At 45.3% G+C, this 14,283-nt stretch carries 14 protein-coding genes; 6 read left to right on the forward strand and 8 right to left on the reverse strand.

Translation table 11 applies throughout. The features are described from left to right. Window positions 1-76: 76 nt before the first annotated feature. The 5 genes from OSC7112_RS15225 to OSC7112_RS15245 all read right to left on the reverse strand — a co-directional run bounded on the left by OSC7112_RS15225 (window position 77) and on the right by OSC7112_RS15245 (window position 3,785). Complete coding sequence (locus OSC7112_RS15225; RefSeq protein WP_015176737.1) at window positions 77-346, reverse strand: ParE family toxin-like protein; 270 nt, start codon at window positions 344-346, stop codon at window positions 77-79. Next, on the reverse strand, window positions 346-540 hold the full coding sequence (locus OSC7112_RS15230) for a hypothetical protein (protein WP_015176738.1): 195 nt from the start codon (window positions 538-540) through the stop codon (window positions 346-348). Before OSC7112_RS15230 ends, OSC7112_RS15225 begins: the two co-directional genes overlap by 1 nt. A gap of 47 nt (window positions 541-587) precedes the next feature. Beyond that, a complete protein-coding gene (locus OSC7112_RS15235; protein WP_015176739.1) occupies window positions 588-1,466 on the reverse strand; it encodes a 3'(2'),5'-bisphosphate nucleotidase CysQ family protein in 879 nt (292 codons plus the stop codon). A gap of 98 nt (window positions 1,467-1,564) precedes the next feature. Beyond that, window positions 1,565-2,692: a cupin-like domain-containing protein gene (locus OSC7112_RS15240; protein WP_015176740.1), complete on the reverse strand. Its 1,128-nt coding sequence runs from the start codon at window positions 2,690-2,692 to the stop codon at window positions 1,565-1,567. A gap of 232 nt (window positions 2,693-2,924) precedes the next feature. After that, window positions 2,925-3,785, reverse strand: coding sequence for a sugar kinase (locus tag OSC7112_RS15245; RefSeq protein ID WP_041622548.1), 861 nt, complete (start codon window positions 3,783-3,785; stop codon window positions 2,925-2,927). 172 nt (window positions 3,786-3,957) lie between these two features. Between OSC7112_RS15245 and rsmI the strand changes: the two genes are divergently transcribed. Both rsmI and OSC7112_RS15255 read left to right on the forward strand, forming a co-directional pair. Then, on the forward strand, window positions 3,958-4,839 hold the full coding sequence (gene rsmI / locus OSC7112_RS15250; protein ID WP_041622549.1) for a 16S rRNA (cytidine(1402)-2'-O)-methyltransferase: 882 nt from the start codon (window positions 3,958-3,960) through the stop codon (window positions 4,837-4,839). A 78-nt stretch (window positions 4,840-4,917) separates the two neighbouring features. Continuing rightward, entirely contained in the window at window positions 4,918-6,135 is a 1,218-nt protein-coding gene (locus tag OSC7112_RS15255) for a glycosyltransferase (RefSeq protein ID WP_015176743.1), read from the forward strand. Window positions 6,136-6,262: 127 nt separating this feature from the next. Here the strand turns inward: OSC7112_RS15255 and OSC7112_RS15260 are convergent, their stop codons facing one another. Then, window positions 6,263-7,309 (reverse strand): DNA cytosine methyltransferase, encoded by a 1,047-nt coding sequence (locus OSC7112_RS15260; protein ID WP_041622550.1) that lies wholly within the window; start codon window positions 7,307-7,309, stop codon window positions 6,263-6,265. Window positions 7,310-7,461: 152 nt separating this feature from the next. Between OSC7112_RS15260 and OSC7112_RS15265 the strand changes: the two genes are divergently transcribed. Beyond that, window positions 7,462-8,727 carry a bifunctional folylpolyglutamate synthase/dihydrofolate synthase gene (locus OSC7112_RS15265; RefSeq protein WP_015176745.1) on the forward strand — a complete coding sequence of 422 codons (1,266 nt, stop codon included), beginning with the start codon at window positions 7,462-7,464 and terminating at the stop codon, window positions 8,725-8,727. Window positions 8,728-8,732: 5 nt separating this feature from the next. Here OSC7112_RS15265 and OSC7112_RS15270 read toward each other — a convergent pair whose 3' ends face one another. Further along, a complete protein-coding gene (locus tag OSC7112_RS15270; RefSeq protein ID WP_015176746.1) occupies window positions 8,733-9,308 on the reverse strand; it encodes a Uma2 family endonuclease in 576 nt (191 codons plus the stop codon). A 456-nt stretch (window positions 9,309-9,764) separates the two neighbouring features. Here OSC7112_RS15270 and OSC7112_RS37075 point away from each other — a divergent pair, with 456 nt between their 5' ends. Beyond that, a complete protein-coding gene (locus tag OSC7112_RS37075; RefSeq protein ID WP_015176747.1) occupies window positions 9,765-10,469 on the forward strand; it encodes a type II toxin-antitoxin system HicB family antitoxin in 705 nt (234 codons plus the stop codon). Then, entirely contained in the window at window positions 10,466-10,897 is a 432-nt protein-coding gene (locus tag OSC7112_RS15280; protein WP_015176748.1) for a type II toxin-antitoxin system VapC family toxin, read from the forward strand. Before OSC7112_RS37075 ends, OSC7112_RS15280 begins: the two co-directional genes overlap by 4 nt. Window positions 10,898-11,107: 210 nt before the next feature. On the opposite strand, the gene OSC7112_RS15285 is transcribed toward OSC7112_RS15280, so the two are convergent. Further along, window positions 11,108-12,391, reverse strand: a complete 1,284-nt coding sequence (locus tag OSC7112_RS15285; protein WP_015176749.1) for an ABC transporter substrate-binding protein — start codon at window positions 12,389-12,391, stop codon at window positions 11,108-11,110. Between the two features lie 406 nt (window positions 12,392-12,797). Between OSC7112_RS15285 and pilM the strand changes: the two genes are divergently transcribed. Beyond that, window positions 12,798-13,892, forward strand: a complete 1,095-nt coding sequence (gene pilM, locus OSC7112_RS15290) for a type IV pilus assembly protein PilM (protein WP_015176750.1) — start codon at window positions 12,798-12,800, stop codon at window positions 13,890-13,892. The last annotated feature ends 391 nt before the right edge of the window (window positions 13,893-14,283 follow it).

Raw genomic sequence — 14,283 nt, forward strand, 5'->3', positions numbered from 1 at the left:
AAATCCCCCCTACCAGCTATTCCTTACCATCTTTACGGGCGATCGCAAATGAAATGCACAAGGGCGATCGGGGGCTTTATTTCTGAGCTAATATTGCATCGTAATCGCCATGAGTCCCTATCCAAAACCAGACAATACCTTCAGACTTCTCAACTCCCAGAGCTCGGTAACTATCGCCTACTCGCACCGATTGCAATTGCTTTCGCCTGCCAACTTTTTTAAAATGCAGTGAAGGGTGATACGGATCGACTTTGAGTAATTCATAATTTTTATCGGCTAAGGCTTGTATTTCTTTAGGTAGCTGGTGATAGCACTGCCAAAAGCGCGGTAAAGTCAGATGCTTCATCAAACTTTGGCCAATCCCGCTTCATACTCTGCATCGACTTCATCAAGTAGCGCATCTAACCGCCCATCCTCCAAATCCTTTTCAATTTGCCGATCCCAGACTTGTTGGCGATATTCTATCAGCCAAGCTGTGAGCTCCGACAGTTCCTTAACCGACAAGTTCATAATTGCTGTTTCAAGTTCTTTGACGCTCATACATTTTGCCACATTATGATATTATTAATATAGCAAATTATTCGCACTTATTTAAAACTCCCATCTATCCCCGCTAAAATCCCCTCAGCTTGCCCGCACAAAGCAGCGTGACAGCAACCGTTACTCGCCAACAATCCCCCCCACTGACTCACATCTCCCCGGTTATATTGCAAAGCAGAACCGTCAAAACGAGTAAATCGGCCGCCCGCTTCAGTCAAAATTAATTCCGGCGCCGCCAAATCCCAATCTTTCGGCGCAGACTTTCCAGAAAGCGCAATATAAACATCAGCCTTTTGTTCGACAATTGTCGCAATCTTACAGCCGATACTGCCGACAGCTATTTGATTTTGACAAGGCAGTTTTTGTAACAATTGATTAAAGCGATCGTCCCGGTGACTGCGGCTGGTTACTATAGGTAAATCTGCCACTATATTTCGCGCCGAAACTTGCAATTTTACCGCAGAACCGTCCCGATTTTCCATAAAAGCGCCAGCATCGCGGATGGCGTAATAAATCTTTTGCTGTTCGGGCCAAGCCACAACTGCCAATACCGGTCTTCCCTCGAAGGCTAAAGCAATGTGAACTGCAAATTCCCCTGTCCTGTCAATAAAATCTCGGGTTCCATCCAAAGGGTCAATAATCCAAACCCAACTTTGGGGTAAGGGAATTTGACCGTTGGTTTTTAAATAAGATTTGTAAGTTTCTTCGCTGAGATAGCCAAATTCTGCATTCCCTAAAGCCGACTGCAATTGGTCGAGAATGTAAGAATTGACAGCGACATCGGCAGCGGTGACGGGGCCATCTTTTTTCTCTTGGATGTCGAGGTTAGGAGTGTTGGAATCCTGCCGATAATAGGATTGTAGGATATCTGATGCACTCCAGGCGATCGATCGGGCAATTTCGCTGATTTCTTCGAGAGTTTTCATGAATTTTTTTTTTTTTTGAACCGCAGATAAACGCCGATTAACGCAGATTTTTGTAGGGCGGTGCCCGCTTGTCCGCCCCTTGGAACCATCATTACCAATTACCAATTAATATGAGGATATTTCCATTCATAATAATTGGGAAACACAAAATTAGTAAACGAAACCGAAATACTAACCTCCAATGATTTTACATGGTGCCACCAACCGACCGGAATAAAGATAGCCTCTCCCGGTTCCAAAATTACTTCAATAATTTTCGCATCTCTGTAAAGCGGGTATTTGTCATAATCGGGATTTTCGCCGTCCACCTTGCTGAAAACTCCGACGTGGTTATACAGCAGAGGTGTTTGTTGCGGAGAAATCAATTTAATTAGTTTGCGACCAGACACTTGAGCTAAAATTAAATTAACTGGGTCATGGTGCAGCGGTGTAATCGTGCCTTTCGGACCGAACCAAAAGAAAACTCTGCCTTTTGTATCCGTTGGATTTAGGTATTCTGGGAAAATTTCAATGTCGTTGAAGAGGGGTTTAAATTCCTCTCTTTCCAGAGTTTTGTTGTTAGCAACCATGTAGTAGTCGTTGCTAGGCCCGCCCTTGACCACCATCTCTACATATTTGCGGAACAAAACAATTTTTTTGTGATTTTCTATTTTGATTTCGTAATTCGGGTCGGAATTGCGGTTGGCTTGAATTTGTACCTCTGCATCGCCATATTTTTCCTGCAAATACTCCGGCGTCCACAACTGCAACGCTTTCCAGTTGTGCATAATATTGGTAATAATTACTGGAGTATTTTTGGCGTAGTAATTTTCGAGAAAATACTCTCGCGAAAGACTGCTTTTGCGTTCGATTGTGCCAAACTTGGAAGACAGGGCGGCTAATTGATTGTTAATCCTGAGATGCGATTCTAATTTCTGCAATAACTGCACGTAATGGCTGCCTGCTTGAAAGTAGGGATGAGAGGATATTTCCCTAACTTCTGCGGTGGCTGTTTCCGCATCTATGCCGGTACTTATTAGCGCTTGAATGATTTCTTCGTCGGGTTGATTTAATAATTTGTTGGCCGCCACCCACTGTTTCATATTGTCGGGGACTTCTGGTTTGCTTGGCGCTGCGAGTAGATTGGGCAAGTTTTGCGTCAGCCATTCTAGATTAACCTGTTGTTGCTCGCTTAGGGTAATCCGCAAAGGGGGAAGGGTGATACTTAGAGGTTGGGTGTCAGGCATGATTCGGGTATGTTGTTTTGGGAGTGTTTTGTGTGACTTTAACTTGTCTTACTAATATAGCAATTTTGTTAACGAACCGCGAAGGCGCAAAGGGCGCGAAGGAAGAGAAGAGAGAAGTTCACAAATTTTGTCGAGGTTGCTGTCAGGATTTTAACTTAACAGGTGTTGCCAGTTCAAGTTTTCTAGCTTTCAGCCGTTTTAACCGGATAGTTTGGTTAATTTTCATTTAAAATTAACCCTTATTCATCCAGGTGCGGGTTCCGAAGTTTTTGCAGGAATGGGAAGCGATTTTAGCTGCTGCTGCGAGAGTATCTGTAAAGTTGTTATTTTGCAAAATGTAGTGACAGAAAGCGCCGTGGAAAATATCGCCAGCGCCTAAAGTGTCTGTGGCTTGAATTTGAGGTGTTTCTATATGACCGCAAGTGCCATTGCTGAGGTATAAAATTGATTTTTCGCCGCGAGTGATGGCAATATGGGAAATTCCTGCTGCTGTCAGGTAAGCAAAGACTTGTTCTGAATTGTCGCAGTTGGGTGGATGAAAATTCTCGGAACATACCGCCCATTCAACGAAAGGCAATATTTCTTCTAATCCGGGCTTCCAACTGCCGCCGTCGAGGACAATGGGAATGTTTTTTGACTTGGCAAGTTGAGCAATTTCTTGGCTGGCTGCGATTTGATGTCCGTCAAGCAGTACAATACTAACTGATGTTAAAATATCCGGGTTAATTGTTTGACTGTCAACTTGCGATTTCGTAGCATTGAGGGAAATTACCGATCGATCGCCCGTTGCTTCAGTTACAATAATCGAGGAAACTGGCGGCGAGTGCGATCGCCCGGGTTCCAAATCGATTATCCTGACATTATACTCCGCTAAGTCTGCACGAATTAATTGGGCGATCGCGTGAGTGCCCAAAACGCCAGCCCATACCGCCGCATTCCCCAAATAGCTAAAAGTGACCGCAGCATTGGCCGCCGGCCCGCCCGCAGCAATGGTAAAATCAGAAGCAACAACTTTCTGATTTTCACCTGAAGGCCCAACAGCCAAATAAACTAAATCTAAAGTCGCCAATCCCAAAAACAATCCGCTTTTCATATCAACTCTTACATCTGTTCTTAAATATGTGGCATGGGCGTCCCGCCCGTGCCCCATCTGCGGTTAAAATAAAAAATATCAAAATGGAGCTCAACTCTTACATCTGTTCTTAAATATGTGGCATGGGCGTCCCGCCCGTGCCCCATCTGCGGTTAAAATAAAAAATATCAAAATGCAGTCAAATCCCACTACAGGAACACTTTACATCGTAGGAACCCCGATCGGCAACCTGGAAGACATGACATTTCGCGCCATCCGAATCTTGCAAACAGCAGACTTCATCGCCGCCGAAGATACCCGCCATACAGGCAAACTTTTGCAGCATTTCCAAATCAAAACCCCCCAAATCAGCTATCACGAACACAACCAACACCAGCGACTTCCCGAACTCCTCGACAAACTGCATTTAGGCAAAGATATCGCCCTCGTCACAGATGCCGGAATGCCGGGAATTTCTGACCCCGGATACGAGTTAGTCAAAGCTTGCGCCGATGCTAGTATTAACATTATTCCGATTCCCGGCCCGACCGCCTGCATTGTTGGCATAACTGCATCAGGATTACCCACAGAGAAATTTGTATTTGAAGGTTTTTTACCCGTGAAAGGTCAAGAACGCCAACAGAGTTTAGAAACTTTGCAAATAGAATCCCGCACTATAATATTATACGAATCTCCGCACAGATTGCGGCAAACTTTACAAGATTTAGCAAATACTTTGGGAAGGGACAGACAGATTGTACTGGCGAGAGAGTTAACTAAAATGCACGAAGAGTTTTGGCGTGGTAGTATAGAAAGTGCGATCGAGCTTTACACCAATCGCGAACCCCAGGGAGAATTTACCCTCGTAATAGCCGGCATCCAAACAACCGCACCAATATTTTCCGAAGACGCCATCAAAGCAGAATTGCAAACATTAATTGCCGAAGGCATAACTCGTTCCCAAGCCAGCCGCCAGCTAGCGCAACAAACATCCCTTCCCCGCCGCCAAATCTACCAACTCGCCCTCACAATTGGCGACAACGAATCACTAGAACAACCCTTAGATGACTTGTGAATATCTCTCTTCTTCTCTGCGCCCTCTGCGCCCTCTGCGGTTAAATAAAAAAAGCTAGATACTCGCACTCAGAATTATATGGTACGCGGAAACTACGATCGACAAAAACCATATTTACGCAACCCCCACATCAACAAACCCATCGCCGAAATCTATGCAGACTTAGACGCCTTTACCTGGGAGATATTTGAAGACCAACCCCACCGCTTCGATACCGTAAGTTTCTACGTCTTGCTTCCCCCACTGTTTTACGAAGGGCGTTTCATCAAAGGAATTTACTTCAGCGAAGCAGTCGAACTCATCAACAAACTATTTCCCCAACTTTCCTCAGTCTTTTTCTCCTTCACCTATTCCCCCGGAATCTCCTACTCCTGGGCCCCCGTAGCTGACGCCTACTCCAGTTTATACAAAAACCCGCAGCGAGATAAGTGGTTTCGCGAAACTTATGTCGATCGCGCCCACAAACCAATCATACCACTGCAAGACACCGACTTCATCAACGAATACTTAATTTCCCCGCGCAACGTCCCCGCCAAAGACATCGACCTCCTCGCCGTCGCCCGAATTTCCGAAGAAAAAAATTTGCCAATCATAGCCAAAGCCTTAAAAGTTTACCGCCAAAAATATCCGCAAAAACCGATAAAATTAACAGTAGTCACCGGCCACGAATTTGATGCTAGCGACCTGAAAACTCTCGACGAGTACGCATTAAAAGAATGGCGACAAGTCGAGGCAATTTTAGGCAATCCCTCCGACTACATTAACTTAGTGCCGAGAGTTGACTACTACAGCGAAATTCCCACATATTATTCGCGGGCGCAAGCATTCGTCCTCGGTTCCCTCCTCGAAGGAAAAAACCGGGGAATTACCGAAGCCATGAGTTGCAACGTACCAGTAATTTGTTTTGAAGAATTCAACCAATACGCCAGAGGAAACTCGCCAGTTTTCCCCGAAGGTGCGGGTCTTTACGCCAAATTCGACCCAGAATCTCTGGCAGATACTATATATACAGTATTGGAAAATCAAACAGAATTTAAGCCGCGATATCAGTATTTAAAGCATTGCGGGCGCAAGAACTTTTTCAATACTTGTATAGACAGTTTTCCTTACTATCAGCACAACATTCCCGACTACAAGCCCGGAGATGCGATTAACAATTTGTGGCTGGATTTAGCCGTTCAGCAAAATTATCAAGTTAGCTTAAACAGCTTTTTGTACGGAGGTTCTCCCTTGTCTCATATTCGCGGGACAAATGCGATACAGCACAATCTCGGCGAGTTAACCAAGTTTGAATGACAGATAATTCGGAATGATGAAACCACAGAGGACACAGAGGAAGAGAAGGGAGAGATGAATAATTCTGATGTCAACGGGATTTGAGATTAGTCCTCATAGCGAGGACTAATCTCAAATCCCGTGGAATTCATTCCCTGGCGGACTGGCAGGTGGCCATGACTATGCCCTGTTTGGCCGATGCCCTATGCCCTAAGACAATATCCCCAAAAATCTTACTGGCTAAAACTCTTGCTAAATTCACAGGAACAGCATTGCCGACCATTTTGTATCCATCAGCAATATACTTGTACTTAAAAATAAACTCATCCGGGAAAGTCTGAACTCTCGCACACTCTCGCACAGAAAGCCGACGGTAAGGCAGAGGCGAATTGGGGTCAAAAATGCGTTTGTCTTTGCCAACCAGAATCATTTTACTAGCTTGAGGATGGAGAGGTGCGTGTCTGCCGCTTGCCTGAATTGTAAAAGAAGGTTCTGACCAACTTCTCACTCGATTGCGCGACATATAAAGGCTGGAAAACCCCAAATCCGCACATTCGTGATTTGGGACACAATCGTGATAATTATCTAATTTACCCTTAACTGACATAGGGGCGATCGCCTGCAAATCGAAAATCGCATCTTTCAGCGTCAAAACATTGGTTCCCGGTTGGGGATACTCAAAACCAAAACCCAGATTCTGCCGATAACCAACAACAATCACCCTTTGCCTATCTTGCGGAACATCAAAATTTTTAGCATTCAACAACTTGTACAAAACCCGATACCCGATTTCCTCAAACTGCGATAATATATAAGTAAAAGCTTCCTTGTTTCTGGGAGCCAAAATACCGCTAACATTCTCAGCTAAAAAAAACAAAGGCTGCTTGTCCCGCACAATCCTGATATACTCCCAGAAAAGTTGACCCCGACTGTCATCAATCCCGCGTTTCGCCCCGGCTTCACTCCAACTTTGACAAGGAGGGCCGCCGATTATCCCAATACAGTTGGGAATTTCGTCAGATTTGATTTTTCGGATATCTCTGCGATCTAAAATAGTTTCAGGATGATTAAAATTATACGTATCCCAAATAGACTTATCATATTCATTCGCCCAAACCGCATTAAAGCCAGCCAAGCGAAAACCCAAATCCAACCCACCACAACCACAAAATAGAGAAATAATATCCAAAGCCACCTTTTTTAACCCGCAATAAATACAATAAATCAATTATAAACCTCTCTTTTCTTAGATATCTATCTCTTACTTCTCTCCCTCTGCGCCCTCTGCGCCCTCTGCGGTTAAGAAAAAAAATCTAATTCACACACAAACAGAATTTATCATCCTCAATGAATGCAAACCCCATCCTCAAATCTTACCAACATTTCGGCGTCCACCTCGGCTTAGAAAGAATTCACCAACTTCTCCAAAAACTAGACAACCCCCACCAACAAGTACCCATTATCCACATTGCCGGCACCAATGGCAAAGGTTCCGTTTGCGCTTATCTCTCTTCCGTACTAACAGAAGCAGGCTATCGAGTCGGGCGCTACACATCCCCGCACCTAATCGATTGGACAGAAAGAATTTGCATCAACCAAAAACCGATATCCCCAACAGAATTGCAACAGTGTCTAGAACGAGTTGTCGCCGCCACCGAAAACAACACCGAAACTCCCACTCAATTTGAAATAATCACCGCCGCAGCTTGGCTGTATTTCGCCGAACAAAAAACAGACATCGCAGTCATAGAAACTGGATTGGGCGGTAGATTAGACGCGACTAACGTTTGCGAAACACCTCTGGCTAGCGTCATCACTTCTATCAGTCTCGAACACTGGCAAATACTCGGCCCCACCGTGGCAGATATTGCTGGGGAAAAAGCGGGAATTCTTAAAGCAAAATGTCCGGCAGTTATCGGAGAATTGCCAGAATCAGCTAGAATAGTAGTAGAAAAACGCATTCAAGAATTAGACTGTCCGGCAACTTGGGTAAAACCCGCGATAGATTTAGGACAAGGATTCGCAGAATATCAGTTAGCTCAAAATGCGGTTAAAATAAAATATCAATTGCCGCTGCTGGGAAAAATTCAACTAATGAATTCAGCAATTGCGATCGCAACTTTGCAAATTCTCCAAAACCAAGGATGGCAAATTTCCCCAACCGCCATCGAAAACGGTATCGCCAAAACCCAATGGCCCGGAAGACTCCAGCAGACAACTTGGAAAAACCGCAAAATATTAATTGACGGCGCGCACAATCCAGCCGCAGCTATAGCCCTGCGCGAATATGTAGATAATCTTAGCAGTTCCCAGCCACCGATTAACTGGGTAATCGGCATTCTTGCGACTAAAGACTGCGATGATATTTTGAAAGCATTACTCAAAAAGGGCGATCGACTTTACTTAGTACCCGTACCCGATCAAAACTCATCATCCCCCGCAGAATTAGCCAGCCTAGCTCAAATTATCTGTCCTGAATTAACACTCTGTCAAGCCTTCCCCGACTTAACAACAGCTTTAGATGCTGCTGTTGCAGGTGACAACCTAACAATCCTTTGCGGTTCGCTTTATCTCGTCGGCTATTTTCTGCAACAACAACAATCGCAAGCTTAAACCCATCAGAATTGTGTTTCTTCCTCAGTAAAGATAGGAGGCCACAATTCCGAAACGGGCAATTCCCAACCGGGAAAAAGTTCTGCTACTGTTAAGATATCGCCATTTCCTAAAACAGTCGGTTCACCTGTAGGGCGATAAACAGTCACTGTTTCTTCATCGGGATCGATCGTAATTCCGACGGTCGCACCCAATTCTATAAACTTCAAAACCTTGGTTTCTATAGGCTTAATGCGATCGCTCTGAGATTTAATCTCAACCACCAAATCCGGGACAAGTTCTCCAAAATAACGCGGACTTTGGCGCAAGCGGGCGGCGCGCACAAAAGAAACATCCGGTGCTTTGACATTCGTATCCGGCATGATGAAACCGCCTGCAGAGTCAAAGACTCTCCCCAAGCGACGGGGATAAACCCAGTTACCCAGCAAGCGAATCAAAATACTGCTGATTTCACTGGATACGATGTCTGATGGCCCCACAATGGAAAGTCTCCCGTCTTCTAGTTCAATTTTGTAATCTAAACCCGCTTCGGAAAAAAGGGTTTGAACTTGGTTTAAATCTTTGACTGTCATCGCTGGCATAAGAATTTTCTCCTATTCCGATCTGAGCTTTGATTTTAACACAAGTCAAATTTCTGAATATTTGATTAATTCAGGCTATATTCCTACACATCATCAATCAAGCTGAATTGATAAAGGCGATCGCACGGCAGAAATAAACTCAGTTTCTGGGATGAGCGATCGTTCTTCTCAACAAACATTTACCTCTAAAATAGTCGAGATTGACTTATCCAGAGTTCTCCTCCGACTCCGCCTTGTGAAGATGCGGTAATTTCATCATTCGAGAATAACTTAAAAGCTGATATCTGCTTATATATGGCGGCACACATTCCCATTATTTAATAATACGTCAAGTGGTAGAAAAAAGCAAGGGGCGAGATCAAAAAAGATTAATGCCTAATGGCTAATGCCCAATGCCAAATGCCAAATTTTTGTTACAATACAAGTGAGTTTATAAAAATTTAGAGAGAGAAGTTTATGAGCAGCCTTATATCGGTGCAAACGCTAATTGAATATATAGAAGCTTTGCCAGCCCAAGAGCAAACTTTACTATTTGAGGAGCTTTTCAGGCGAAACATAATCAAGCAGCGTCAGGAAAACATCGATTCTTCTACAGTCAAGGTAGCTGGTGAGTCGGCGAGCGGGCAAGCACTAGAAAAGTTTCCAAACACGGCCAAACTTTATGACGCGCTTCGCAAAGCAGACCCGATTATCATTGGAGAAAGAGAAAGGCCGCGCCAGGAAAACACCAAGCAGACAGTCAAGACAAAAACACTCTTAACAGGTAACGCTACCTGCGACATTCGCGCAGCCGATCGCACTAACTCTGGGGGCGACCTCGACAGCTCAACTGCTAACATAATCATTAAAAACGAATCAGACACAACAGTCAGTGCAGCGTTGCTGGGATGGCCCGAATGTAAAGCTTTTGGCGAGACGCGATCGCAAGCACTGCAAAACCTTCACGATTTAGTAAATGCCCAGCTAGCCGAAGCAGAAATCGTCTCTGTCAAATTCACGAATAGTCGATCGAACAATCCTTGGGTGAGGTTAGCTGGTAAGTATGAAAACGATCCGTATTACGATGAGGTATTGGCGCACATAGAAGAATCTCGCCGCGAACTCGATGCAGAAACCGAAGCTTATTACAGTCAAATTGACGCTGCGGTTGAGACCCAATGAGCCAATACATAATTGATACGGATTGTTTCTCCCTTTGGCAACAGAATCATCCAATGATGGTGCAGCGGGTCGAGGTTAACGCAGAAAACCTTGCTGTAACTATCGTAACCGTAGAGGAAGTAATTCGCGGCTGGTTCAATGTTATCAACCAGGCTTCGGCACCTTCGCAAGCGGACAAATTAGTATGGGGTTACACCAGGTTATGGGATACATTAGATGATTTCAAAAATCTCAACATTCTGAAATTTGACCAGAATGCTTCCACTATTTACACTGCGTTCCATCGTCAAATAAGACGAATCGGCACCCGAGATTTGCGGATTGCTGCTATTGTACTTGCTAATAATGCTATCCTCGTTACGCGCAACCACCGACATTTTTCGCAAGTGCCTGGTTTAGTGCAGGAAGACTGGACAATTCAACCTTAAAAGCAAGCGCGATCGCTAATCGTAAGGTGCGTCGCTCCCGAAAATTTGGTGATAATTTGAAGCTATTCGATGCGACGCACCCTACAGTTAAAAGCCGATTTATTCTTCTTATATGACGGCACGGATTCCCATTATTTAATAATACGTCAAGTAGCCACAAAAAGCAAGGGGCGAGCAGAAAAAAAATCCCGCCCCAGCTTCAATAAAAAACTACCTTTGATCCCAAGCCACAGCCGCATCAGCTACAGCTTGTTCCACAGATTTCTCATCCAACATTGCCGCTTGCAAATTGTCATAAATCGCTTTTTGCAACTTCTTAACATCCTTGAGAGGCGGAATCAATAGCTCGGCGGAACTCAACCCAGAAGCACTAATAACCCGAGCTCGATCGGCAGCAGGAGCATCAGCAGGAACACTCTTAAAATAACCGTCCTGCAAAGCCTCAACCGTAGAAGGCAAAACATTAGCAGCCTTAGCAAAAGCCAACTGATTTTGAGAATTAGTCACGTACAGAGCAAACTTGACAGCATCATCAGGGCGCTTGCTGTCGCGGGGCACAACCAAATTCATCACCGCCACAGTCTTCTTGCCGGTTTCCCCCGTAATTTGAGGCGCAGCAGCCGAAACAGCACCAATACTCGGAGCATTCTCAGAAATCGCCTTCAAAAACTGAGGCCCCGAAGCTAACAAAGTAGTTTCTCCAGCTTGATAAAGCTCGATCGCCCTGCGATGTCCCTGCACCAAAACATCCTGCGGCAAAAGTCCGTCTTTGTACAAATCTACCCAATACTGAAAAACAGCTTTCCCCTTAGCTGTATTAAAAGCAGCCTTGCCTTTAGCGTCAACCAAAGGCACACCCATCTGCACGAAAGATTGCAAAACTTCCGCCGAATCTTCCGGCACAAACGTCACAAAAAAAGCAAACTTACCAGTCTTCTCCTTCACCTGCTTGGCAACAGTTGCCAACTCGGCATAAGTAGCAGGAGGCTTAGCAATTCCAGCCTTCTTCAACAACTCCGTATTGTAAATTGTCACCCCAGTCGTGAGATACCAAGGAATGCCAAAACTCTTGCCGTCGAGTACACTAGCTTTCCAGATATTTGGGAGATAGAGCGATCGAACTTGCTGCGGAATCCGAGAATCCAAATCCAGCCAAGCATTGCGTCCCGCCAACAGCGCAGCAAAATCGGGATTCAGGTTCACCACATCCGGCGCATTTTTCGCCGAAACCGCCCCCAAAATCTTGCTTTCCATAGCCGACCAAGGAACGTCCACCCAACGCACCTTCACCCCCGGATTTTGGGCTTCAAAACCGGCGATCGTCTTGTTGAAATACTCAGTAAACTGAGGTTGAAGCTGCATAGTCCAGAACTCGATTTCCTGCGTATTATTTGCCTGGGAATTAACAGCCGGCTTGCTGCAACTGACCACCGCAGCCAGCAGCAGCCCCACCAGCCCAAAAACAGCAAACAGTTGCCAAGATTTACGTTTCATAGAATAAAATTTGAGAGTTATCGGAACCGTCAGACAAAAAAGCGTGAAGCGAAGCTATCCCGTAGGGAATCGCCCGAATCAAGCGCTTACGAGTCAGTAACAGAGTTTTCTACCTGGACACGGCGAGCGAGATAGTCTGTTTTTGTGCAGAATCGGCAGGTTTTCGGTCGATCGAGCTGGAATTTATTGACATTCGCAGCAGAATAGCTATTGTCAAGTAAATTGGATAGCATAAAATCGGAACTAGCGATCGCGCAACACAGACGGATCTGCGTAGATACGGCGGGATACCGAGATTACAGCACTCTTGCTGCAGTTGGAAACCAACCCTCCAACACGCCTGCACGCTGAATCAGGCTGGCCAACTACAAAAGAAAAAAATAGCAATTATCGGCGACCCAATCACATGGTTAACTTTTTCAAAGGTCTACTTTCCCAACGCCAGCCAGGAATCGGGCTCGAAATAGCCCCAGACCGCATCAACATCATTCAGCTCGAAAAGAAAGGTCAGGCATTAAAATTAGGCATCCTAGCCTCAACAGAAGTTCCAGAAGACTACATACAAGAAGGACAAATAGTCGATCCGCCGGGAATGGCAGAACTAATACGTACCGTCCTCGCCGAGAACAAAATCAAAGCCAAGCGAGTAGCCACAGCCATTCCCGGCCGCGAAGCCGTCATCCGCCTCATCCCAGTTCCCGCAGAGCTCAACGAAGAAGAACTGCGGGATTACATGAACGCAGAAGCAGGACTGTACTTGCCATTTCCCAGAGAAGACGCCGACGTAGACTATCAAAAAATAGGCCTATTTGTAGATGACGACGGAGTAGAAAAAGTGCAAGTCGTGTTAGTAGCAACCCGCAGAGAAGTTACCGACACATACATCGAAACCTTCAAAGAAGCCGGACTGGTTATAGACGTACTAGAAGTAACCAGCTTTGCCCTAATCCGCACCCTCAAAGACCAACTGCAACAATTTTCCTCCCAAGAAGCCGCAGTTCTCACCGCCATAGAATTTGACAGCACCGAGTTAGCTATAGTAGTGGACGGCATACCTCAGTTCAACCGTACCATCCCGATCGGCACCTACCAAATCCAGACCGCCCTCAACCAAGCCATGAACCTGCCGCCAACCAGAGACACCAGCGAACTGCAAGGCATGACCCTGCCAGTCACAGATACAATGGGCGCATCGGGAGACGCCAATCCCGGCACAAATGCGATGATCAAAGTCTTGGGAGAACTAGCAGACGAACTGCGCCGCTCAGTAGACTTTTACCTCAACCAGAGTGAAGAACTCGAAGTAGCGCAACTGCTGCTAGCAGGGCCGGGAGCTGCGATCGGCAAACTAGACGAATTTTTTATGCAAAGATTAAGCTTGCCCGCATCTCAAGTCGATCCCATCGAAACCCTAGGACTCGAAATCAGCCAAGAAATTACCCCAGAACAGCGAGCAGGTTTAGGAGTCGCCCTAGGTTTAGGACTAAGGGAGGTTATGTGACCTAACAGTTTTAGATGAGAGAAAAACCGATTTGAGAATTTTAGGTAAAAACCCCTGCCAAAAGAAGAAGGCAGAAAGCAGAAGGTAGAATATTGGAGTTAGAAGGTAGAAGGTAAAAGGTAGAATATATCAGAGGTAGAAGCAGCCCCTTCCTTCAGTAGAAGGCAGAAATTTGTTTCTTTCTTCCCTAAATAAATCCTTCACTTGTACCAGCAATCTTGGGTTCTGTCTAAAATCTAAAATTTCAAATTTAAATCTATAGCAACAGCCAAGACTGTTAGGACATTCTTAATTGCTGAAACATAAGCGGTAGATCGCTTTTTCCTTCTACCTTCTACCTTCTACATTGTGCCTTCTACCTTCTACCTTGTGCCTTCTGCCTTCTTCCTTC

The organism is Oscillatoria nigro-viridis PCC 7112 (genome assembly GCF_000317475.1).
Lineage (GTDB): Bacteria > Cyanobacteriota > Cyanobacteriia > Cyanobacteriales > Microcoleaceae > Microcoleus > Microcoleus nigroviridis.